General features: G+C 67.5%; 16 protein-coding genes. All 16 read right to left on the reverse strand.

The genetic code is table 11. The features are described 5' to 3' along the window. A partial coding sequence (locus tag BHU15_RS13095; protein ID WP_069627349.1) for a poly(A) polymerase occupies nucleotides 1–2,556 on the reverse strand: 2,556 nt, incomplete at its 3' end. Next, on the reverse strand, nucleotides 2,556–4,262 hold the full coding sequence (locus BHU15_RS13100; protein ID WP_069627350.1) for an RNA ligase family protein: 1,707 nt from the start codon (nucleotides 4,260–4,262) through the stop codon (nucleotides 2,556–2,558). The genes BHU15_RS13095 and BHU15_RS13100, both read right to left, overlap by 1 nt. Before the next feature lie 77 nt (nucleotides 4,263–4,339). Further along, on the reverse strand, nucleotides 4,340–4,816 hold the full coding sequence (locus BHU15_RS13105) for a hypothetical protein (protein WP_069627351.1): 477 nt from the start codon (nucleotides 4,814–4,816) through the stop codon (nucleotides 4,340–4,342). Between the two features lie 61 nt (nucleotides 4,817–4,877). After that, nucleotides 4,878–6,218: an alpha/beta hydrolase gene (locus BHU15_RS13110; protein ID WP_368483200.1), complete on the reverse strand. Its 1,341-nt coding sequence runs from the start codon at nucleotides 6,216–6,218 to the stop codon at nucleotides 4,878–4,880. Further along, nucleotides 6,121–6,693 (reverse strand): hypothetical protein, encoded by a 573-nt coding sequence (locus BHU15_RS42130; protein ID WP_368483201.1) that lies wholly within the window; start codon nucleotides 6,691–6,693, stop codon nucleotides 6,121–6,123. Before BHU15_RS42130 ends, BHU15_RS13110 begins: the two co-directional genes overlap by 98 nt. A gap of 7 nt (nucleotides 6,694–6,700) precedes the next feature. Further along, complete coding sequence (locus BHU15_RS13115) at nucleotides 6,701–7,162, reverse strand: hypothetical protein (protein ID WP_069627352.1); 462 nt, start codon at nucleotides 7,160–7,162, stop codon at nucleotides 6,701–6,703. Nucleotides 7,163–7,415: 253 nt separating this feature from the next. Beyond that, nucleotides 7,416–8,609, reverse strand: coding sequence for an elongation factor Tu (tuf, locus tag BHU15_RS13120; protein ID WP_069627353.1), 1,194 nt, complete (start codon nucleotides 8,607–8,609; stop codon nucleotides 7,416–7,418). 166 nt (nucleotides 8,610–8,775) lie between these two features. Further along, the gene (fusA, locus tag BHU15_RS13125) at nucleotides 8,776–10,905 is read right to left on the reverse strand and encodes an elongation factor G (RefSeq protein ID WP_023539363.1); all 2,130 of its coding nucleotides are present in this window, start codon (nucleotides 10,903–10,905) and stop codon (nucleotides 8,776–8,778) included. A gap of 38 nt (nucleotides 10,906–10,943) precedes the next feature. Beyond that, nucleotides 10,944–11,414: a 30S ribosomal protein S7 gene (rpsG, locus tag BHU15_RS13130; RefSeq protein ID WP_023539364.1), complete on the reverse strand. Its 471-nt coding sequence runs from the start codon at nucleotides 11,412–11,414 to the stop codon at nucleotides 10,944–10,946. A 3-nt stretch (nucleotides 11,415–11,417) separates the two neighbouring features. Continuing rightward, nucleotides 11,418–11,789: a 30S ribosomal protein S12 gene (gene rpsL, locus BHU15_RS13135; protein WP_003948652.1), complete on the reverse strand. Its 372-nt coding sequence runs from the start codon at nucleotides 11,787–11,789 to the stop codon at nucleotides 11,418–11,420. A 317-nt stretch (nucleotides 11,790–12,106) separates the two neighbouring features. Then, on the reverse strand, nucleotides 12,107–16,012 hold the full coding sequence (locus BHU15_RS13140) for a DNA-directed RNA polymerase subunit beta' (protein WP_023539365.1): 3,906 nt from the start codon (nucleotides 16,010–16,012) through the stop codon (nucleotides 12,107–12,109). Nucleotides 16,013–16,112: 100 nt separating this feature from the next. Continuing rightward, nucleotides 16,113–19,595: a DNA-directed RNA polymerase subunit beta gene (rpoB, locus tag BHU15_RS13145; protein WP_023539366.1), complete on the reverse strand. Its 3,483-nt coding sequence runs from the start codon at nucleotides 19,593–19,595 to the stop codon at nucleotides 16,113–16,115. Nucleotides 19,596–20,170: 575 nt separating this feature from the next. After that, nucleotides 20,171–20,554 (reverse strand): 50S ribosomal protein L7/L12, encoded by a 384-nt coding sequence (rplL, locus tag BHU15_RS13150; RefSeq protein ID WP_069627354.1) that lies wholly within the window; start codon nucleotides 20,552–20,554, stop codon nucleotides 20,171–20,173. Nucleotides 20,555–20,638: 84 nt separating this feature from the next. Continuing rightward, a complete protein-coding gene (rplJ, locus tag BHU15_RS13155) occupies nucleotides 20,639–21,196 on the reverse strand; it encodes a 50S ribosomal protein L10 (RefSeq protein WP_023539368.1) in 558 nt (185 codons plus the stop codon). 321 nt (nucleotides 21,197–21,517) lie between these two features. Continuing rightward, nucleotides 21,518–22,444, reverse strand: a complete 927-nt coding sequence (locus BHU15_RS13160) for an SCO4651 family lipoprotein (protein ID WP_069627355.1) — start codon at nucleotides 22,442–22,444, stop codon at nucleotides 21,518–21,520. A 143-nt stretch (nucleotides 22,445–22,587) separates the two neighbouring features. Next, nucleotides 22,588–23,310 carry a 50S ribosomal protein L1 gene (gene rplA / locus BHU15_RS13165; protein ID WP_023539371.1) on the reverse strand — a complete coding sequence of 241 codons (723 nt, stop codon included), beginning with the start codon at nucleotides 23,308–23,310 and terminating at the stop codon, nucleotides 22,588–22,590. Between the last annotated feature and the right edge of the window lie 53 nt (nucleotides 23,311–23,363).

Consider the following 23,363-nt stretch of genomic DNA (forward strand, 5'->3'; position numbering starts at 1 on the left):
GAAGCGGCCCAGGGTGTCGGGGCGGCGCGTGTGGACCGTTGCCACCGCCCAGGCGGCGTGGCGGCGGTGCATGGACGGGGGCGGGGACTCTTCCCAGGCCCGGTACAACTCCTGCACCAGCAGGTCGCGTTGGCCGGGGCCGACCTGGTCCGTGCAGCTGCGGACCGGGGCCGTCGGGGTCAGTACGGTGACGGGGGCGGGGGTGGCGGCAGGAGCGGCGTCCCCCGCACCGCCGACCGGGACGCGCCAGTCCCACGCCGCCCACGTGCCGAAGAAGTGCCGCAGCAGCTCCTCGCGTCCCAGCGCGCCGGCCTCCGCGACCGTGCGCGCCGCCAGGACCGCCCAGGCCAGGCCGGGCAGCCCGCCGAACGGTGCCGAGTCCAGGCCCCGCGCCGCCGCCCAGGTCTTCACGTCCCTCGCCAGCGCCGCGAAGGCGTCGTGGCGGTCGCCGACCGTGTCCCGTATCGCCGCCGCGTCGCTCACCGCGCTCAGCGCGACGGCAGCCGCCTCGCCCAGCTCCCCGCGACGGTCCACGGCCTGCGTCGGCGACATCGAACCGGTCGCGACCACGGCCAGGTCCACGCCCAACTCGCCCACCGTGAACCGGAGTCCGGGTACGCGTGCGCCGACCACCTCCCGCATGCGGGACACGGGCAGCGCGGCGCCCACCCGGCGCCGTAGCTCGCCCATGTCCACCGTCTCGCCCGGCAGCGCCGCCACCAGGTCCAGGTCCGCCCCGGCGGACGCGCAGCCCATGCGGCGGGAGCCCGCGACGTGTACGGCGCCTTCGGCGAAGGTACGGGCGAGAAGTCGCGCGGTGTCGCCCGCGTCGTCAGCCTCGGCATCGGACGGGCCCGCCGCCGTCTCCTCCGGCAGCCAGGTGACCTCGCCCGTACCGAGCGCGACCGTCGCCCGTACCCGCATCGGCTCGTCACCCCTGCGCGACAGCAGTGCCAACTCCCCCACAGCAGGGGACGCTTCGCCGAGCCGCGCCTCGATCCCGGCCGCGATCCGCTGCGGGTCCCGGCTCCGCCCCAGCGTCAGATGCGGTGTGAAGCCTTCGGCCCGCCGCCCACCGCAGCGCGGGAAGCGCCTCTCCAGCGCCCGCCGAAGCCCCGCCCACTCCGCGTCGCCGTCCGCCGCCGGGTCGAGCCAGAGCGTGGCGTCCTCGCGGTGCCCGAAGGTGTGCACGCCGGCCAGCCGCGCCGTGAAGGGCGCGGTCTCGGCTGCGGCAGCGGCGAGCAGCGGGGCCGCGCGGTCGAAGTCGGACTCCGGGACGAAGCCGAAGAGCAGGTTCACATGCGGCGGCCAGCGGTCGACCTGCGGGTCGTGCTCGCGCCGTACGGCCTGGAGCGGAGCCCACAGCTCAGGGGGCGGTAGCCAGGCGACAGCCGTACGTGCCGTGGCCTCCACCTCCAGCACGTCCGCAGGACCGTCCGCGGGAGCCTCCGCCCCATCGAGAGCGATCTCCGCCTCCACCCCGTAGTGGTCGGAGATGTACAGCCCGCTCCCGTCCGGCGTGTCCCCGCGCAGCACCGCCCCGGTCACCACCCCGCTCCCCCGCACCAGCACCCGGTCCAGCCGCGCGGCGCGGCCCGACAGCGAGGCCACCGCCGCCAGCGGATTGGTGACCGGATCGAAGGTGGGCGTGCTGTCCTCGGAGCCGTACACCTCGCTCCAGGCGTCCCGGAGCCCGAGCGCGGCGGCCGGTCCTTCGTCGCCACCGGAGCCGTCGTTGAAGTCGCCCAGCAGGATCACGTCGGCGTCGATCCCGCCCAACCCCTCGGCGAGGGCGGCCAGTTCGTCACGGCGCCGGTACGCGCCGTCCTTGGAGTGGTCGCTGCTCAGGTGCGTGGCGGCCACGACGAGCGGACCGGCGGCGGTCTCCACGGTGAACGCGGTGACGGCCTTGTGCGAGCCGAGGACATGGTGGCCCGACTCGCGGACGGGAAGCCGGCTGAGGAGCAGCAGTCCGTTGTCGTCCACCTCGCGCCCGCGCGGGTCACTGCTGACGGTGTAACTCGCCCGTACCCAGGGGGCGTTCAGCAGCATCGCGAGCAGGTCGAGTTCGACCTCCTGGAGGGCGATGACGTCGGCGTCGGACTCGGCGAGGGCGGCGAGCAGCATGGGGCGCCGCTCGGCGGTGCGGACGCGGTCGCTGTCGTAGCGGTCCCAGAGGGTGTTCCAGGTCAAGACGCGCGGCGAGCCGACGGGTGAAGGCGACGGCCCGCCCCGCGCCGGGCGCCAGCCTTCGGAGCCGTACGCGTGAGGAGTACCCGCGGTGAAGAACGGCGCCCGCAGCAACCGTGGTTGGCGCACCCGCCCCGCGTCCGTCGCGTCGATGCGGTCGACGCCCGTGGCCCGGTCCCAGACCACCTCACCGTCAGCCTCCACGAACAGCACGCGGTGCCACGGGATGTCGCCGCCGGGCACGAACGCGGGCAGCGGGATCCGCCCGGGACTCGTGCCGCGCCGGCTGACGCCGAGCACGAAGCGCGCCGGGTCGAAGCGCGGGTCCCAACGGACCTGGTGGTAGAGCTGATCGCTGGTCCGCATCACGTTCCCCCGCTCTCGATGCCGTCCGTGTCCTCGATGGCGCCGCTCGCCCCCACGTACCACGTACGGTGCGCGTCCCCCGGATACGGCGGTACGAAGCGGTGCAGCTGCCCCGTGAGTACGTCGGGCGGCACCGGGTGCTGCCGGACGCCGTTACGGCGCACCAGCTCCGCCTCGTCCACGAGCAGCACGGCGTGCGTGACGAACGCGTCCCGCCGGTGCGCTACCGCCCCTACGAGCGACCGCTGTTGGCGGTTGAGTGAGGTGGCGTCCCACACGACCGTCCCGCCGGCGGCGAGAGCCCGGTCGAGCCGGTCGAGGCCGTCGCGCAGGACGTCCCCGTTGGCGCGCTGGTCGGCGCGGGAGCCACGGGACTCCCGCAACTCGTCGAGCGAGACCCGCGTCCCGACCCCGGTCAGCCCTCCTACGAAGGTGCTCTTCCCGCTCCCCGAAGCGCCGACGAGGTGAATCAGCGACGGGAAGTTCCCGGCGCGCCACCGCCACGTCGCGGCCACCGCCTCCTCGACGGTCGTCAGACGCCCGTCGGCCCAGGCGTCACGGGCCTGCGCCCAGCAGCGCGCGACGGCGTCCGCCCCAAGCCCGTCGAGGGCGGCGCGCAGCCCCGTACGCAGCGCCGCCGGCGGCCCGCCGTCCAGCAGGCCCGCGTCCTCGGCGTGCAGCGCGGACCAGTCGACCTGCTCCCGCGCCCCGGCGTCCGCGGCGAGGGCGCCGGCGACGGCGTGCAGCACCCTGAGGTCGGCGGCGAGGGCCATCCGCGCGAGCCCGCTGCGGCGTTCGTCGTCGGGAAAGGGCCGGTGCAACGCCCCGTGCAGACCCACCAGGTCGGCGACCCGGCGCGCCTGCGCCATCCCGAGCGGCCCGGCGAGCGCGCCCGCGAGCCGCCCGCGCGGCACGTCGTGGAACAGCGCCGCGAGGACCCCGCCCAGCCGGTCGTCCCCGTGCCGCCCGCCGGCGTCGAGCCGCCCGACGACCTCGCCGACGGCCCCCTCGTTCCCCGCGACCCCAACGGCGCGTGCCACGGCCGCCGCGTCCACCGGTCCCCCCGACCGCACGTCCCACAACGCGGCACCCGCCCCGAGCCCGTTCTCCACGACGGCGGCGTGCATCCAGTGCGTGTCGGTCTGGACGTGCCGCGGCCGGACCCACTTGGCGAGCCGCCGCCCGAAGTCCTCGCGTACGAAGCCCTCGACGGTCCGTACGACGTACCCCTCCTGCCGCGCGGGGTCCAACTTCAGCCCCCGCAGGGCCCGTTCGTCGAAAGCACCCCGCCACAACACGACGGGCACCGGAATCCCCAGCCGCCGGAGCACCCGCACGGTCTCGTCCCACTCGAGGCACCACTCGCCGTCCCAGACGGAGAAGCCGTAGAACCAGCTCTCCAGGTCCTCGTACGCGATCGAGTGCCGCGCGTACAGGTTCTCCCCGCACACCCGCGTCCCGTCCGGGATCAACGCCCCGATCCGCCCCTGGAGCGCCTTCACCCAGGCCCGCGACGGATGATGCCCGGAATCCAGCGACCGGGCGTGCAGCCCGTCCCGGTACAGGGTCGTGTTCTCGCCGTCCATCTTCTCGGTGACGACGACTTCCCGCCCCCGCAGCCCGTCCAGATCCCCGCCCCGCACATCGTCCGAGGAGACGCCGGGCGACCAGGGCACATGCACGGTCCGCGGATACGCCGTACGCATGCCCCACACTCCCCCACTGCCCCCTGACGACCTGCCCGTCAACCCTAGAAGCGCGACGGAACCCGCCGCACCCGATTTCAGCTGGCGTCGGCAGCGTCGCCATCCGCGCCGTCGCGGAAACACTTGGACACGACGAAGATCGTGATCGACGAACTCCGTTCGGCGCCAGGCGGCTCCAGGAACAGCCGCATATCCGCACTCACCTGACCATCACCGGAGTTCGCCACGATCTGGGGCGCCTTGGACTGGCTGCGGTCGGGGCCGTCCTTGACGATCTTCCAGCCTTCGGCGGGCAGGGCCTTCCGAAGTCTCCCCATGGCCTCTTCGAGACTCTCGTCGGATACCCCGGAGAACGTCCAGGTGTGGTTCATATTGACCACGTTCTCCTCGGACGGATAGCCCGAGCACTTGACAGGAAAGGCATTCCAAGGTCGCGCCTTCCCCTCCAGCCCAATCGCGTCCCGGATCTCACTCGACGCGTCGAGGACTCTTTTCTCCACGACCTGCTCATCACGGACCGGCGCCGGTGCCTTGTCCTTCCCCTCCTCTTTCACTTGCGAACACCCTCCCAGGGAAAGACCCACTACCAGCGCCAAGACAATCGAGGCGCCCAGCCTATTCAACTTCTGTCCTTTCGTACTGGCCGGTGACCACGAACGCCTGCTGGCTCAGGCTCAGGCTGTTCTCGTTCCAGAACCCGCTGTGATCCGCGGAATCCGACTGGAGAACGTTCGAACCGAAAGCAGGGTCGGTCGGAATCGTCCACTTGTCCCCGAGGCCGGCCAACCATCTGCCACCCTCCCGTACGAACCCATCATTGCCGTCACCGGCCATCGCCCACATGTGCCCTTGCCTGATCCCGAGATCGGCCGCACGGTCCGCCTGCATGCCAGGGCTTCCCGCCACGAGAACGTCGTCGACCGGCAGGGGCCCCTCCGGCCAGCCCCCGGACTTGGCCGCGTCTCCGATGACGGTGCTGCCGTAGCTGTGACCAATGGCTGTGGTGTGCCCGGGATTTCCGCTGGCCTCGATGTGGGCGGCACTGCTGCCGTCGAGAAAGCCTCTGAGGATGGGTCCCCCCTCGGCCGCCTGCTCGTCGAACATGGCTTCCGGCAGAATGTCTCCCTTCTCACCGGGTTTCGCCGAGCGCGGGGCGTCGTAGTCGAACCAGGTGACGGTGGAGACGCTGTCACCGTTGCCCAGAGCGTCGCTCTGCCGCCACAGCACCTCCGAGCGGGCCAGGTCGCCATCGATATCGCTCAGTTTCGTCCCCGTGCCGGGCACATAGATCGCGGTGTGATCGGCGGTGTCCGGATTTCCGTTCGCCAGGATCACCCTGCCGTCGCCGCCCTTGCCCTCGGAGTCGAAGCCGAGCAAGTAAGCCTCCGGCAGGCCATCCTTACCCGTCGCGTCGAATCGTTCCTGAATGGTGTCCATCCCGTCGACACGCCCTTGCAGTATTTCCCTCTCCTTGTTCCACTTCTCCCACTCCTCCGTCTGGACCCTCGCCCCCGCACGACCGGAGACATGCGGCCGGAAGCGGGCCGGCTCGTTCCTGAGCAAGGTGTCGAGCTGGTGCTGTGTGGCGCCGCGCTGCTCCGCGAACACGACGCGGTTCGCCTCGTCACGCACATCGGCGGGAAGACCGTTGAGAGCTCCGACGCTCGCAGGGTTCATGGAGACGTAATCGGCACGCTCTTCCTGGGAAAGACTCTTCCACCACTGCGCGTTGGCCTCGCCGGTCGATTCCTTCGGAGGGCCCTTGATGGTGTCGAGAAACGCTTCGGCCGCCTTGCGTACGCCGGCAGTGTCCGAGGTGACATCCGTCCAGTCCCGCGCGGAGACGGTGAGGTCGTCATCAGCCTTCAGGGCCCGGAGCTTCGGCGCCCATTTCTCGTCGGCAGCCGTCGCCTCGTCCAGGGCGACGGCGATACGGTCGGCAATCGCCTGGCGCACGGGCGAAGTAGGGGTTCGGGTCGAAGAAGGCGGCCTGACGATTGATGTCTTGCGCCGACGGAGTCGTCACGCCGCTCGCCGTACCGCCCTGGGGAATCTTGCCGTCGACCTTGTCCGGTCCCGCCGGATAGGTCACCGAGCCACCGGGATTGACGGTGAAGTTCTCGGCACGCGCGTCCGCCACGGCCGCTTCGAGCTTCCGTTTTGCGGCTGCCAGATCGTACGCGAGTGCGTTGAGCGCGGTACTGATGACGCCGCACTCCGTCTGTGTGTACTGGAAGTTGGCCGCCAGCTCACGAAGCTCCTTGTGCGCCACATCCACCGCCACGCCTTCCAACGACTCACGCATCCCGGGGGCGACCACGTTCTCGATGTGATCCTTGGCCGCCTGCGCCATGTTCGCCGTACTGCGGTATCCCTCTGCGGCATCCTCGAAGGCGGACGGTTTGAGGGCCGTCAGCGTGCTGTAGTCCATGCCCGCGTCACCGGCCCTTCCCCGCGCCCGAGCCGCCCACGGCTTCCGTGTCCTGGTAGGACAGCTTCAGACTCTCGACCTCGGCCCGGACCGATTCGTCGGTCTTCAGCTGCTCATGGCCCACCTTCTCCAGGACTTCCTGAAGGGAGCCGCAGCGGCCGCTCACGGCCCGGGTATAGCGCTTCCAGGAGGAGAACACACTCCGCTGCGCTTCGGCACTCAGACAGCCGGACGGCGCTCCCAGCTCCGATTGGCCCTCCTCGAGCTGGGTCAGTGCCGTACTCACACCCTTACGGAGGGAGCCGACGCCCTCACCGGCCTTGAGCCACGCCTTCTTGCTGGACCTCAGACCGTCCGTCAGAGAGCTGCCAGACCCGTCCTGGCCGGCGGGATGCTGATTCAACCGCATCCCCGTGGATTCCCGAGCCGCCACATCCGCCTTGATCTGCTCCCACTCGTCCCAACTCACCTGCGCCCCCTCATCGTTCGCCTGAGCGGAGAATCGCGAACGTATGACGCGCTGCCCCCGGGCATCACAAACGGTACGACCTGCCTCACTCTCAGCACGCAGTGGTGGCACTTACGCCGTCTGAGTATCCGTACTCAGACGGAGCGCGGGGAGAACGCACAGAAGCCCCGCCCCAGCCCGAAAGCTGGTGCGGGGCCCCTGCGTTGACTCGGTTGCTCGTTGCGGAGCTACCAGATCACATGCAGATCGGCGATTACTTGCTGATCTTGGTGACCTGGCCGGCGCCCACCGTACGACCACCCTCGCGGATGGCGAACTTCAGGCCCTCCTCCATGGCGACCGGCTGAATCAGCGAGACCGTCATGAGGGTGTTGTCGCCCGGCATGACCATCTCGGTGCCCTCGGGGAGGGTAACGACGCCGGTCACGTCAGTCGTACGGAAGTAGAACTGCGGGCGGTAGTTGTTGAAGAAGGGGGTGTGACGACCACCCTCGTCCTTCGACAGGATGTAGGACTGGGCCTCGAACTCGGTGTGCGGCGTGACCGAACCGGGCTTGATGATGACCTGGCCGCGCTCGACATCCTCGCGCTTGATGCCACGGAGGAGCAGACCGACGTTCTCACCGGCCTGGCCCTCGTCGAGCAGCTTGCGGAACATCTCGATGCCGGTGACCGTGGTGGTGGTCTTCTCGGTCTTGATACCGACGATGTCGACGGTCTCGTTGACCTTGAGCACACCACGCTCGATACGACCGGTGACGACCGTGCCACGGCCGGTGATCGTGAAGACGTCCTCGATAGGCATGAGGAACGGCTTCTCGACGTCACGCTCAGGCTGCGGGATCGACTCGTCGACGGCCTTCATCAGGTCGAGGACGGTCTGGCCCCACTCCTTGTCGCCTTCGAGCGCCTTGAGCGCCGAGACCTTGACGACCGGCAGGTCGTCGCCCGGGAACTCGTACTCGGAGAGGAGCTCACGGACCTCGAGCTCGACGAGCTCGAGGATCTCCTCGTCGTCCACCATGTCGGCCTTGTTCAGCGCGACAACGATGTACGGCACGCCGACCTGGCGGGCCAGGAGCACGTGCTCCTTGGTCTGCGGCATCGGGCCGTCGGTCGCGGCGACCACGAGGATGGCGCCGTCCATCTGCGCCGCACCCGTGATCATGTTCTTGATGTAGTCCGCGTGACCGGGGCAGTCGACGTGCGCGTAGTGACGCGACTCCGTCTGGTACTCGACGTGCGCGATGGAGATGGTGATACCGCGCTGGCGCTCCTCGGGAGCCTTGTCGATCTGGTCGAAGGCCGAGGCCTCGTTCAGGTCCGGGTACGCGTCATGCAGCACCTTGGTAATGGCGGCCGTGAGGGTCGTCTTACCGTGGTCGATGTGACCGATGGTGCCGATGTTGACGTGCGGCTTAGTCCGCTCGAACTTCGCCTTCGCCACTGGGGTCCTCCTGGAGTGGTTCTGTACGCCTTACTCATCGGCGCCAGGTGATCTTTGCTGGGATGCCGGGGCCCGGGGCACCGGGCACCTCGCGCGGTTTCCCGCACGCGGTGTCCGGCGGCCCCAGGGCTTGCCGGTGACAAGCCTAAAGCGTGCTCGGGACGAGCTACTCGCCCTTGGCCTTCGCGATGATCTCCTCGGCGACGTTCCGGGGAACCTCGGCGTAGGAGTCGAACTGCATCGAGTAGCTTGCGCGACCCGAGGTCTTGCTGCGGAGGTCTCCGACGTAGCCGAACATCTCCGAGAGAGGCACGAGGCCCTTCACGAGACGAGCGCCGTGGCGCTCCTCCATGGCCTGGATCTGGCCACGGCGTGAGTTGAGGTCGCCGATGACATCGCCCATGTAGTCCTCGGGCGTGGTGACCTCGACGGACATCATCGGCTCGAGGAGTACGGGCGACGCCCTGCGGGCACCATCCTTGAACGCCTGCGAACCGGCGATCTTGAAGGCGAGCTCCGAGGAGTCGACCTCGTGGTAGCCACCGTCGAGAAGGGTGACGCGCACGCCCACCATCTCGTAGCCGGCCAGGATGCCGAACTGCATGGCCTCCTGCGCGCCCGCGTCCACCGAGGGGATGTACTCACGGGGGATACGGCCACCGGTCACCTTGTTCACGAACTCGTAGGTCGCGTCGCCGCCCTCGATGGGCTCCAACGCGATCTGCACCTTCGCGAACTGGCCGGTACCACCGGTCTGCTTCTTGTGCGTGTAGTCGATACGCTCGACGGTCTTGCGGATCGTCTCACGGTAAGCGACCTGCGGCTTACCGACATTCGCCTCCACGCGGAACTCGCGCTTCATGCGGTCGACAAGCACTTCGAGGTGAAGCTCGCCCATACCACCGATGATGGTCTGGCCGGTCTCCTCGTCCGAGTGAACCTGGAAGGAGGGGTCCTCCTCCGCGAGGCGCTGGATGGCTACACCCAGACGCTCCTGGTCACCCTTGGACTTGGGCTCGATCGCGACCTCGATCACCGGCGCCGGGAAGTCCATGGACTCCAGGATCACCGGGTTCTTGTCGTCGCTCAGCGTCTCACCGGTGGTGGTCTGCTTCAGGCCCATGACGGCGACGATGTCGCCGGCGCCCACCGACTCGATCTCCTCACGCTTGTTCGCGTGCATACGGTAGATCTTGCCGATGCGCTCCTTCTTGCCCTTCACGGAGTTCAGCACCGCGGTGCCGGCCGTCAGGCGACCGGAGTAGATCCGGACGAAGGTGAGCTTGCCCAGGTGCGGGTCGCTCGCGATCTTGAACGCGAGCCCGGCGAAGGGCTCGTCGTCGGACGGGCGGCGCTTGATGACCGTCTCCGGGTCCTTGACGTCGTGGCCTTCGATGGCGTCGACGTCGAGGGGGGAGGGCAGGTAGCGCACGACCGCGTCGAGCAGGGGCTGAACGCCCTTGTTCTTGAACGCGGTGCCACAGAAGACGGGGGTGACGGTGACGGAGTCGGCCGCACCCTTGGAGGCGAGCGTGATACGGCGGATCGCCGCGTGCAGCTGCTCCTCGGTGGGCTCCTGGCCCTCCAGGTACAGCTCCATCATCTCGTCGTCGTTCTCGGACACGACCTCAAGGAGCTTGCCGCGCCATTCCTCGGCGGCCTCCGTGTGGGTGTCCGGGATGTCGACGACGTCGTACATCTCGCCCTTGGTGGCCTCGGCGGACCAGACGAAGGCCTTCATCGACACGAGGTCGACGACGCCCTTGAAGTCCATCTCGGCACCGATCGGAAGCTGCATGACGATCGGAACCGCGCCGAGGCGGTCCGAGATCATGTCGACGCAGCGGTGGAACTCCGCGCCGGTCCGGTCGAGCTTGTTGACGAAGCAGATACGCGGCACGCCGTAGCGGTCCGCCTGACGCCATACGGTCTCGGACTGCGGTTCGACGCCAGCCACTCCGTCGAACACGGTGACGGCGCCGTCGAGGACGCGGAGCGAACGCTCCACCTCGACGGTGAAGTCGACGTGACCCGGGGTGTCGATGATGTTGATCGTGTGATCGACATCGTCGAGCGGCCAGTGGCAGGTCGTCGCGGCAGACGTGATCGTGATGCCGCGCTCCTGCTCCTGCTCCATCCAGTCCATCGTGGCTGCGCCGTCGTGGACTTCACCGATCTTGTAGCTCACACCGGTGTAGAACAGGATCCGCTCGGTGGTGGTCGTCTTGCCCGCGTCGATGTGGGCCATGATCCCAATGTTGCGGACCTTGGCCAGGTCAAGCGAAGTGGTGGCCATAAGGCTCAATCTTCTCTCGGTCTCGATGTGGGCGCTGACTACCAGCGGTAGTGCGCGAAGGCCTTGTTGGACTCGGCCATCTTGTGCGTGTCCTCACGCTTCTTGACCGAAGCGCCGAGGCCGTTGGAGGCGTCGAGCAGTTCGTTCATGAGGCGCTCGGTCATGGTCTTCTCGCGACGGGCGCGGGAGTAACCGACCAGCCAGCGCAGCGCGAGGGTGGAGGCGCGACCGGGCTTGACCTCGATCGGCACCTGGTAGGTGGCGCCGCCGACGCGGCGGGACTTGACCTCGAGCGACGGCTTGACGTTCTCAAGCGCGCGCTTCAGCGTGATGACCGGGTCGTTGCCGGTCTTCTCGCGGAGGCCTTCCATGGCGCCGTAGACGATCCGCTCAGCGGTGGAACGCTTGCCGTTGAGCAGAAGCTTGTTGATGAGCGAGGTGACAAGAGGAGAACCGTAGACCGGGTCGATGATGACCGGGCGCTTCGGGGCAGGGCCCTTACGAGGCATTGTTTACTTCTCCTTCTTGGCGCCGTAGCGGCTGCGGGCCTGCTTGCGGTTCTTGACGCCCTGGGTGTCCAGGGAACCGCGGATGATCTTGTAGCGAACACCCGGCAGGTCCTTCACACGGCCACCACGCACGAGCACGATGGAGTGCTCCTGCAAGTTGTGTCCCTCACCCGGAATGTAGGCCGTGACCTCGATGCCGGAGGTCAGACGCACACGCGCGACCTTCCGCAGCGCGGAGTTGGGCTTCTTCGGGGTGGTCGTGAACACACGCGTGCAGACGCCGCGGCGCTGAGGGGAACCCTCAAGGGCGGGCGTCTTGTTCTTCTCGACCTTGTCCTGCCGGCCCTTCCGGACCAGCTGCTGGATCGTAGGCACTACTTCTCCGGTTTCTGTGTGCCGTTAGTAAAACTAACCTGGAACACTCGCCGACCCACGCGGTCGGGTGTGTCGGATACTGCAAGATCCCGCTGGAGGCGGGAGAAGCGCAGATCGCGGTGGCCTCTGTACGGACTCGCCATGCGGTTGAGGACACGCACAGGAGCCCAGGCACACCCCAGGCACAAGGTCTGAGCGTACCTACCTCATCGACTCCGGTCAAAAAAGATGCGCCGTACCTGGTTTCAGCCACCCCACACACGGCCGACGGGCGGCCACCCCGGTGAGGGTGACCGCCCGTCGGACGCACTCGGTTCCTACTGGTTGTACGGACCGTAGTCGTAGTCCTCCAGCGGGACGGCCTGGCCGGAGCCCGTGCCGAACGGCGAGTAGTCGATGTCGTCGTAGCCGACGGCCGAGTACATCGCGGCCTTGGCCTCCTCGGTCGGCTCCACCCGGATGTTGCGGTAGCGGGAGAGACCCGTACCCGCCGGGATGAGCTTTCCGATGATGACGTTCTCCTTGAGGCCGATCAGGGAGTCCGACTTGGCGTTGATCGCCGCGTCGGTCAGGACCCTGGTCGTCTCCTGGAAGGACGCCGCCGACAGCCACGACTCGGTGGCCAGCGAGGCCTTGGTGATACCCATCAGCTGCGGACGGCCGGAGGCCGGGTGGCCGCCTTCCGTGACCACACGACGGTTCTCGGTCTCGAACTTCGAGCGCTCGACGAGCTCGCCCGGCAGCAGTTCCGCGTCGCCGGACTCGATGATCGTCACGCGGCGCAGCATCTGCCGGATGATGATCTCGATGTGCTTGTCGTGGATCGACACACCCTGCGAGTTGTAGACCTTCTGGACCTCGCCGACCAGGTGGACCTGGACCGCGCGCTGACCGAGGATCCGCAGCACGTCGTGCGGGTTGGTGGCACCCACGGTGAGCTTCTGGCCCACCTCGACGCGGTCACCGTCGCCCACGAGCAGACGGGCGCGCTTGGAGATCGGGAACGGCGTCTCCTCGCTTCCGTCGTCCGGGGTGACGACGAGCTTCTTCGTCTTCTCGGTCTCCTCGATGCGGACGGAGCCCGCGGCCTCGGAGATCGGCGCGACACCCTTGGGCGTACGGGCCTCGAAGAGCTCGACGACACGCGGCAGACCCTGCGTGATGTCGTCGCCCGCCACACCACCGGTGTGGAAGGTACGCATCGTCAGCTGGGTGCCGGGCTCACCGATGGACTGGGCGGCGATGATACCGACCGCCTCACCGATGTCGACCAGCTTGCCGGTGGCCAGCGAACGGCCGTAGCAGAAGGCGCAGGTACCGACCGCGGACTCACAGGTCAGGACCGAGCGGGTCTTGACCTCCTCGACGCCCGCGGCGACGACCGCGTCGATCAGGACATCGCCCAGGTCGACGTTGGCCGGCGCGATGACCTTGCCGTCCACGACGACGTCCTCGGCGAGCATCCGTGCGTACACGGACGTCTCGACGTCCTCCGCCTTGCGCAGGACACCGTCGGCGCCGCGCTCGGCGATCCGCAGCTTGAGGCCGCGGTCGGTGCCGCAGTCCTCCTCGCGGATGATGACGTCCTGCGAGACGTCCACCAGACGACGGGTGAGGTAACCCGAGTCGGCGGTACGCAGGGCGGTGTCGGCCAGACCCTTACGGGCACCGTGCGTGGAGATGAAGTACTCCAGCACGGACAGGCCTTCACGGAACGACGCCTTGATGGGACGGGGAATCGTCTCGTTCTTGGCGTTGGACACCAGACCACGCATACCGGCGATCTGACGCATCTGCATCATGTTTCCGCGAGCGCCCGAATTCACCATCATGAAGATGGGGTTGGTCTTCGGGAAGTTCGCGTTCATCGCCTCGGCGACCTCGTTGGTCGCCTTGGTCCAGATCGCGATGAGCTCCTGCGTGCGCTCGTCCTTGGTGATCAGACCGCGCTCGTACTGCTTCTGGACCTTCTCGTCCTGCTCCTCGTAGCCCTTGACGATGGCCTTCTTGGCCTCGGGCACGACGACGTCGGAGATGGCGACGGTCACGCCGGAGCGCGTCGCCCAGAAGAAGCCGGCCGCCTTCAGGTTGTCGAGCGTCGCCGCCACGATGACCTTGGGGTAGCGCTCGGCCAGGTCGTTGACGATCTCGGAGAGCTGCTTCTTGCCCACCGAGTAGTCGACGAACGGGTAGTCCTCGGGCAGCAGCTCGTTGAAGAGCGCGCGGCCCAGGGTCGTACGCAGCCGGAACGGGTCGCCCTGCTGCCACTCGGCGTTCGTCTCGCCGTCCTCGCCGACCGGCGGGGTCCAGCCGCGCGGCGGGATGGTGCCCACCGGGAAGCGGATGTCGACCTTCGCCTGGAGCGAGAGCTCGCGGTTGTCGAACGCCATCGTGGCCTCGGCGCTGGAGCCGAAGGACCGGCCCTCGCCGATGACTTCGCGCTCCTCCTCGTCCGTGGTGAGGAAGAAGAGGCCGAGCACCATGTCCTGGGTGGGCATGGTGACGGGACGGCCGTCGGCCGGCTTGAGGATGTTGTTCGAGGACAGCATCAGGATGCGGGCCTCGGCCTGCGCCTCCGCGGAGAGCGGCAGGTGCACGGCCATCTGGTCACCGTCGAAGTCCGCGTTGAACGCGGTGCAGACGAGCGGGTGGATCTGGATGGCCTTGCCCTCGACCAGCTGGGGCTCGAAGGCCTGGATGCCGAGGCGGTGCAGGGTCGGGGCACGGTTCAGCAGCACCGGGTGCTCGGCGATGACCTCTTCGAGGACGTCGTACACGACGGTGCGGCCACGCTCGACCATGCGCTTGGCCGACTTGATGTTCTGCGCGTGGTTCAGGTCCACCAGGCGCTTCATCACGAACGGCTTGAAGAGCTCCAGCGCCATGGCCTTCGGCAGACCGCACTGGTGCAGCTTGAGCTGCGGTCCGACGACGATCACGGAACGGGCCGAGTAGTCGACTCGCTTGCCGAGCAGGTTCTGGCGGAAACGGCCCTGCTTGCCCTTCAGCATGTCGCTGAGGGACTTCAGGGGCCGGTTGCCGGGACCGGTGACCGGGCGACCGCGGCGGCCGTTGTCGAACAGCGCGTCGACGGCCTCCTGCAGCATCCGCTTCTCGTTGTTCACGATGATCTCGGGGGCACCGAGGTCAAGGAGACGCTTGAGGCGGTTGTTGCGGTTGATCACACGGCGGTACAGGTCGTTCAGGTCGGAGGTCGCGAAGCGGCCACCGTCCAGCTGCACCATCGGACGCAGGTCCGGCGGGATCACCGGCACGCAGTCCAGCACCATGCCCTTGGGGCTGTTGCTGGTCTGGAGGAACGCGGAGACGACCTTGAGGCGCTTGAGCGCGCGGGTCTTCTTCTGGCCCTTGCCGGTACGGATGATCTCGCGGAGCCGCTCGGCCTCTTCGTTCAGGTCGAAGGACTCCAGGCGCTTCTGGAGCGCCGCGGCGCCCATCGAGCCGTCGAAGTACGTGCCGAAGCGGTCACGCAGCTCGCGGTAGAGCAGCTCGTCGCCCTCCAGGTCCTGGACCTTGAGGTTCTTGAAGCGGCTCCACACCTCGTCGAGGCGGTCGATCTCGCGCTGCGCGCGGTCGCGCAGCTGCTTCATCTCCCGCTCGGCGCCTTCGCGCACCTTGCGGCGCACGTCGGCCTTGGCGCCCTCGGCCTCCAGCTCGGCCAGGTCGGTCTCGAGCTTCTTGGCGCGGGCCTCAAGGTCGGAGTCGCGACGGTTCTCGACCTGCTGACGCTCGACGGAGACATGCGCCTCCAGCGACGGCAGGTCGCGCGTACGGCGCTCCTCGTCCACGAACGTGATCATGTACGCGGCGAAGTAGATGACCTTCTCGAGGTCCTTCGGCGCGAGGTCGAGCAGGTACCCCAGCCGGGACGGAACGCCCTTGAAGTACCAGATGTGGGTGACGGGAGCGGCAAGCTCGATGTGGCCCATCCGCTCACGGCGCACCTTGGCGCGCGTGACTTCGACGCCACAGCGCTCACAGATGATGCCCTTGAAGCGGACACGCTTGTACTTGCCGCAGTAGCACTCCCAGTCCCGGGTCGGACCGAAGATCTTCTCGCAGAAGAGTCCGTCCTTCTCGGGCTTGAGCGTGCGGTAGTTGATGGTCTCCGGCTTCTTCACTTCGCCGTGGGACCAGGTCCGGATGTCGTCCGCGGTGGCGAGGCCAATCCGCAGCTCGTCGAAGAAGTTGACGTCGAGCACTTGTCGTCAATCCCTCTTTCGGGGTCGAGTCTCAAATCATGGTCTGTACGGGTCCGGGAGGAGCCGGCCGCTCTGAGAACAGGAGCGGCCGGACTACCCGTCAGACCTCTTCGACGCTGCTCGGCTCTCGCCGGGACAGGTCGATACCGAGCTCCTCCGCCGCACGGAAGACGTCCTCGTCGGTGTCGCGCATCTCGATGGACATGCCGTCCGAGGACAGCACCTCCACGTTGAGGCAGAGCGACTGCATTTCCTTGATGAGCACCTTGAAGGACTCGGGAATGCCGGGCTCGGGGATGTTCTCGCCCTTGACGATGGCCTCGTAGACCTTCACGCGGCCGGTCACGTCGTCGGACTTGATGGTCAGCAGCTCCTGGAGGGCGTAAGCGGCGCCGTACGCCTCCAGCGCCCACACCTCCATCTCGCCGAATCGCTGGCCACCGAACTGGGCCTTACCACCCAGCGGCTGCTGGGTGATCATCGAGTACGGACCGGTCGAGCGGGCGTGGAGCTTGTCGTCGACCAGGTGGTGGAGCTTGAGGATGTACATGTAGCCGATGGACACGGCCTCGGGGAACGGCTCGCCGGAGCGGCCGTCGAAGAGGTGCGCCTTGCCGGAGCCCTTGACCATCCGCTCGCCGTCGCGGTTCGGGATCGTGGACTCGAAGAGTCCGGAGATCTCGTCCTCGCGGGCACCGTCGAACACCGGGGTGGCGACGTTGGTGCCGGGTGCGACCTCGTCGGCGCCGATGGTCTTGAGGCGCTCCATCCACTCCTCGTTGCCCTCGACCTTCCAGCCCTGGCTGGCGAGCCAGCCGAGGTGGATCTCCAGGACCTGTCCCGGGTTCATTCGGGACGGGACGCCGAGCGGGTTGAGGATGATGTCGACGGGGGTGCCGTCCTCGAGGAACGGCATGTCCTCGATCGGCAGGATCTTGGAGATGACGCCCTTGTTGCCGTGGCGGCCGGCGAGCTTGTCACCGTCGGTGATCTTGCGCTTCTGGGCGACGTAGACGCGGACCAGCTGGTTCACGCCCGGAGGAAGCTCGTCGCCCTCCTCACGGTCGAAGACGCGGACACCGATGATCTTGCCGGTCTCGCCGTGCGGCACCTTCAGCGAGGTGTCGCGGACCTCACGGGCCTTCTCACCGAAGATCGCGCGGAGCAGACGCTCCTCCGGCGTCAGCTCGGTCTCACCCTTGGGCGTGACCTTGCCGACGAGGATGTCCCCGGCCGTGACCTCGGCACCGATACGGATGATGCCGCGCTCGTCGAGGTCCGCGAGGACCTCTTCGGAGACGTTCGGGATGTCCCGGGTGATCTCCTCGGGGCCGAGCTTGGTGTCCCGGGCGTCGACCTCGTGCTCCTCGATGTGGATCGAGGAGAGGACGTCGTCCTGGACCAGCCGCTGGCTGAGGATGATCGCGTCTTCGTAGTTGTGGCCCTCCCAGGGCATGAACGCCACGAGGAGGTTCTTGCCGAGCGCCATCTCGCCACGCTCGGTGGCGGGACCGTCGGCGAGCACCTGGTTCTCGACGACCCGGTCACCCTCGGAGACGATGACCTTCTGGTTGACGGAGGTGCCCTGGTTGGAGCGGGAGAACTTGGCGATGCGGTACGTGGTGTACGTGCCGTCGTCGTTGGCGATGGTGATGTAGTCCGCGGAGACCTCCTGGACCACACCCTCCTTCTCCGCCTTGATGACGTCACCGGCGTCGACCGCGCAGCGGTACTCCATGCCGGTGCCGACGAGCGGCGCCTCGGAGGTGATCAGCGGCACGGCCTGACGCATCATGTTCGCGCCCATGAGGGCACGGTTGGCGTCGTCGTGCTCCAGGAACGGGATCATCGCGGTCGCGACCGACACCATCTGGCGCGGCGAGACGTCCATGTAGTCGACGTCGTCGCCGGGGATGTAGTCGACCTCGCCGCCACGACGACGGACGAGGACGCGCGGCTCGGTGAACCGCATCTCCTCGGACAGCGTCGCGTTGGCCTGCGCGATGACGAAGCGGTCTTCCTCGTCGGCGGTCAGGTAGTCGACGTCGTCGGTGACGACACCGCTGACGACCTTGCGGTACGGGGTCTCGACGAACCCGAACGCGTTGACCCGGCCGTACGACGCGAGCGAACCGATCAGGCCGATGTTCGGGCCTTCGGGGGTCTCGATCGGACACATGCGGCCGTAGTGCGAGGGGTGCACGTCACGGACCTCGAAGCCGGCCCGCTCACGCGAGAGACCACCGGGGCCGAGCGCGTTGAGTCGGCGCTTGTGCGTCAGACCCGACAGCGGGTTGTTCTGGTCCATGAACTGCGACAGCTGGCTGGTGCCGAAGAACTCCTTGATGGAGGCGACGACCGGCCGGATGTTGATCAGGGTCTGCGGCGTGATCGCCTCGACGTCCTGGGTCGTCATGCGCTCACGCACGACGCGCTCCATCCTCGCCAGACCCGTACGGACCTGGTTCTGGATGAGCTCGCCGACGTTGCGCAGACGGCGGTTGCCGAAGTGGTCGATGTCGTCGGTCTCGACCAGGATCTGGGTGCCGCTCTCGCCGACCGTCTCGGTCTCACCGGCGTGCAGCTTCACCAGGTACTTGATGGTGGCGATGATGTCGTCGGTGGTGAGCACACCGGCGTCCAGCGGCTCCGCCGCGCCGAGCTTCTTGTTCACCTTGTAGCGGCCGACCTTCGCGAGGTCGTAGCGCTTGGGGTTGAAGTAGAGGTTCTCGAGCAGGGTCTGGGCCGCCTCGCGGGTCGGGGGCTCGCCCGGACGCAGCTTGCGGTAGATGTCCAGCAGCGCGTCGTCCTGGCCCTGGGTGTGGTCCTTCTCCAGGGTGGCGCGCATCGACTCGTACTCGCCGAACTCCTCCAGGATCTGCTCGGTCGTCCAACCGAGAGCCTTGAGCAGAACGGTGACCGACTGCTTGCGCTTGCGGTCGATACGGACACCGACCATGTCGCGCTTGTCGATCTCCATCTCCAGCCAGGCACCCCGGGACGGGATGATCTTGGAGGAGAAGATGTCCTTGTCGGACGTCTTGTCGATCGAGGAATCGAAGTACACACCCGGCGAGCGCACCAGCTGGGTCACCACGACACGCTCGGTGCCGTTGATGACGAAGGTGCCCTTGTCCGTCATGAGCGGGAAGTCGCCCATGAAGACCGTTTGAGACTTGATCTCGCCGGTCTCGTTGTTGGTGAACTCGGCGGTGACGAAGAGCGGGGCCGCGTACGTGAAGTCGCGCTCCTTGCACTCGTCGATCGAGTTCTTGGGCGGCTCGAAGCGGTGGTCGCGGAAGGTCAGCGACATCGACCCGGAGAAGTCCTCGATCGGAGAGATCTCCTCGAAGATCTCCTCCAGACCCGACTTCCTGGGGACGTCCTGGCCGCTCTCAAGAGCTGCCTCGACACGCGCCTTCCAGATGGCATTGCCGAGCAGCCAGTCGAAGCTCTCGGTCTGCAGCGCGAGAAGGTTCGGAACCTCAAGAGGCTCCTTGATCTTTGCAAAGGAGATGCGCAGCGGGGCGGTGCTGGCGCCGTTGTTCGTATTCGTGGTCGAGGCGTTGCGCGAGGCGGCCAAGAGGGGGTCCTTCCGAGGGCTCGGACTCACTACGCGCGTACCGGTCCCGAGCTGGACACACCGGATGACAGGCCCTGAAAGGCCAGGTCAGCCGACGATGTCATGCATGGGGGTGCCCCTGGTGACGGGCAGGGAGCAGCTAACAGGCAGCGCAAAGGGTCAGTGTAGCCACTAGGCACACTGATGTCCAGGCCGGGTTTTGCGAGACCCTCGTTGTTCTCAACACCTTGTCTCAACTGCGTTCGGACCCACGCCGTAGGCGCACATCGATCCTGCCCTCTTCGTCGCCGATCCATGCCTCGGAATCGGATCGATATGGCGACGCGTCCTGAGAATTGCGCGCCTCGTGCGGTTCGTCAAGGCCCCCCGCCCCGTACGGATCGTCACCGGTCGTACGGAGGCACGGCGATGATCACCATACTCGCAGCCCGGCGAAGAGCAAGGAAGCCCTCCCGGAGACGGAGCAGGGCGGTCACCCGTACGGGGGACCGCCCTGCTCGTCAACGCTGTGCGCCTGGTCGGCGCGGTGCCGGCACCCGTCTGCGTGAGCCGGGTGCCTGCGGGGTACTACGAGGTCACTTGACCTCGACGGAGGCGCCGGCGCCCTTGAGGGACTCGGCAGCCTTCTCGGCGGCCTCCTTGGCGACCTTCTCCAGGACGGGCTTCGGGGCGCCGTCCACGAGGTCCTTGGCCTCCTTGAGGCCCAGCGAGGTCAGCTCACGCACGACCTTGATGACCTGGATCTTCTTCTCACCGGCGCCGGTGAGGATGACGTCGAACTCGTCCTGCTCGGCCTCGGCCTCGACGGCGGCGGCAGCGCCACCGGCGGCGGCGACGGCGACCGGAGCGGCGGCCTTGACGTCGAACTTCTCCTCGAACGCCTTGACGAAGTCAGAGAGCTCGATGAGGGTCAGGTCTTCGAACTGCTTGAGCAGGTCGTCCTGGGACAGCTTCGCCATGATGGCGTCCTTCCACTAATTCGGCAGGTGCCGGATGTTTATGTGACGGCGGGCGTACGGGGCCCGCTGCGACGCGGCGCCGAACTACTCGGCGTCGGCCTCGGCGGGAGCCGGCGTACCGGCACCGCCCTGCTCGACCTTGGCGCGAAGGGCGTCCGCGGTGCGGACGAACTCCGACAGCGGGGCCTGGAACGTCGCCGCGGCCTTGGCCATCGACGCCTTGATCCCACCGGCCACCTTGGCGAGCAGCACCTCGCGGGACTCGAGGTCCGCGAGCTTCTTGAACTCGTCGGCGGACAGCGCCTTGCCGTCAAGGACACCGCCCTTGATGACGAGGTTGGGGTTGTCCTTGGCGAAGTCACGAAGACCCTTCGCCGACTCCACCGGGTCACCGGTGACGAAGGCAACCGCCGTCGGACCCGCGAACAGGTCGTCCAGCGTGTTGATCCCGGCCTCGTTGGCCGCGATCTTGGTCAGCGTGTTCTTCACCACGGCGTACTGGGCGTTCGCACCGAGGGAACGGCGCAGCTCCTTGAGCTGCGCCACGGTGAGACCCCGGTACTCGGTCAGCACTGCGGCGTTCGAGCTGCGGAACTGTTCCGTCAGCTCGGCCACCGCGGCAGCCTTGTCGGGCCTTGCCATGAGCGTCGGCCTCCTTCCGGGTGATGAGGACCGCTCAGAAGGGCCGAGAAAAGACGAAACGCCCCTGCGCAGGCGCGCGGGGCGTGGCTCGACCGGGACGAACCCGGGAACTCTTCCTCGAACACCTACGCGGGTCGTCCGCTTCCAGCGGATCCTTCGGTCGCCCCACCCTCTTGCGAGAGCACAGCAACGACCAGCGGTCTTTGGCTTCAGGTGAAGAGTACGTGACGTGCTGACCGGCAGGCAAATCCGGTCGCCGGGGCCGTAAACCCGCCCCGGTGACCGGATTTGTGGATCAGATACTTCCGGATCGCTTCCGGGTCAGATCCCGGAGCCGTCCGCGCCGGCGCCGGACTCCTCGCCGAGGCCGCCCAGCATCTCGAACAGGTCGACGGTGTCCCCGGCCGGCGGCGTCTGGACGGATGCCTTGGCCCCGTAGTCGCTGTAGTTCGCGCTGATCTTCACCTCGCCCTGCGGGGTGTCCATCCCGACGATCATCTTCACCGGGTAGTCGTCCTCGTTGACCCAGACCTCGGTGTCGTACCCCTTGATGCCGGACTTCTCGACGGTGGCGAGGAGGTCCTTGCGCTCCTTGGCGCTGAGGACGTCGAGTCCTTCGTTCGACTCAAGCATCTCGTCGACCGTGAGCGTGCCCTTGTAGTGCCGCGCCTCGACCCCGTCGACCTTCTCGGAGCCGACGTGCTTCACGTTCGGCGAGTCCAGCAGCAGCGCGAGTTGCTGGGCCGGGTCCTGGTTCATGTTCTCCATGCCGCCGGTCAGCTCCTTCATGGCCGCCGGGTCGCCCGAGGCCTCCGCAGCCGCCGCCAGGTCCAGCTTCATCCAGCGCTTGCCGTCCATGTCCTTGGCCGCCTCGGCGCCCATGTCCATGTACATCGCGTTCTTGACCCACAGCATCCGGATCTCGTCCGGTGCGTCGGGCTCGGCCTGCATCATCGAGCCGGTCATGGTCATGTCCATCACCATGGGGTCCCAGCCCATGACGCCGGACATCTCCATGTCGCCGCCCCCCGCGGCACCCGCCATGCCCTGCGGCATCGACATCGTCATGCTGACCTTGGCGGACTTGGCCGCCGCCGTCTTCTCGTACGCCGCCGTCAGAACCTCGGTGACCGACGAACCTCCGGCCTTCTTCGAGCCCGAGTCTCCGCCCTGACAACCCGCGACACCTGCCACAACGGCCACAGCCGTCAGCGAAACGCCAACGCGCCCCCATGCCGACATGGTCATACCCCACCCCTTTTTTCGATGTTCCTTGTTGAACGGTAACGCACACATGTGACAGTCCGCGCACGCGAAAACCGGCCCCAACGCCTCAACAGAGGTGCCGGGACCGGCTCTTGACACGCGATGACGCGAACTGCCGTCCAGGATCAGACGGAGGCCGGGTCCTCCTCGACGAGGAGGTTACGAGTGCGGTTGGCGTCCAGCGGGATGCCGGGGCCCATCGTCGTCGCGAGGGTCGCCTTCTTGATGTAACGGCCCTTGGCGGCCGACGGCTTGAGACGGAGGACTTCCTCCAGCGCCGCGGCGTAGTTCTCGACCAGCTTCGTCTCGTCGAAGGAGACCTTGCCGATGATGAAGTGCAGGTTCGAGTGCTTGTCGACGCGGAACTCGATCTTGCCGCCCTTGATGTCGTTCACGGCCTTCGTGACATCGGGGGTGACGGTGCCGGTCTTCGGGTTCGGCATCAGACCACGCGGGCCGAGGACGCGGCCGAGGCGGCCGACCTTGCCCATGAGGTCCGGGGTGGCGACGACGGCGTCGAAGTCGAGACGGCCCTTCTGGACCTCTTCGATCAGCTCGTCGGAGCCGACGATGTCGGCGCCCGCGGCGCGCGCTGCCTCGGCACGGTCACCGGTCGCGAAGACCAGGACCCGGGCGGTCTTGCCGGTGCCGTGCGGGAGGTTCACGGTGCCACGGACCATCTGGTCCGCCTTGCGCGGGTCGACGCCCAGACGCATGGCGACCTCGACGGTGCCGTCGAACTTGGTGGTGTTGGTGTCCTTGGCGAGACGGACAGCCTCGAGCGGAGGGTACGTACGCTCCGCGTCGATCTTCGCGTCCGCGCTGCGGAGTGCCTTGCTGCGCTTCACTTCTTCTCCTGGTGGTTCATTCAGGTGTGGAGTTCGTGGTGCGGGCCGCGCAT

The sequence above is a fragment of the Streptomyces niveus genome (assembly GCF_001723055.1).
In the GTDB taxonomy this organism is placed as follows: Bacteria; Actinomycetota; Actinomycetes; order Streptomycetales; family Streptomycetaceae; genus Streptomyces; species Streptomyces niveus.

Bases quoted from the DNA above. Each gene is read 5' to 3' on its own strand.
- BHU15_RS13100 (WP_069627350.1), bottom strand. From the start codon at position 4,262: ATGCGTACGGCGTATCCGCGGACCGTGCATGTGCCCTGGTCGCCCGGC.
- BHU15_RS42130 (WP_368483201.1), bottom strand. From the start codon at position 6,693: ATGGACTACAGCACGCTGACGGCCCTCAAACCGTCCGCCTTCGAGGAT.
- fusA (WP_023539363.1), bottom strand. From the start codon at position 10,905: ATGGCCACCACTTCGCTTGACCTGGCCAAGGTCCGCAACATTGGGATC.
- rpsG (WP_023539364.1), bottom strand. From the start codon at position 11,414: ATGCCTCGTAAGGGCCCTGCCCCGAAGCGCCCGGTCATCATCGACCCG.
- rplL (WP_069627354.1), bottom strand. From the start codon at position 20,554: ATGGCGAAGCTGTCCCAGGACGACCTGCTCAAGCAGTTCGAAGACCTG.
- rplJ (WP_023539368.1), bottom strand. From the start codon at position 21,196: ATGGCAAGGCCCGACAAGGCTGCCGCGGTGGCCGAGCTGACGGAACAG.
- BHU15_RS13160 (WP_069627355.1), bottom strand. From the start codon at position 22,444: ATGACCATGTCGGCATGGGGGCGCGTTGGCGTTTCGCTGACGGCTGTG.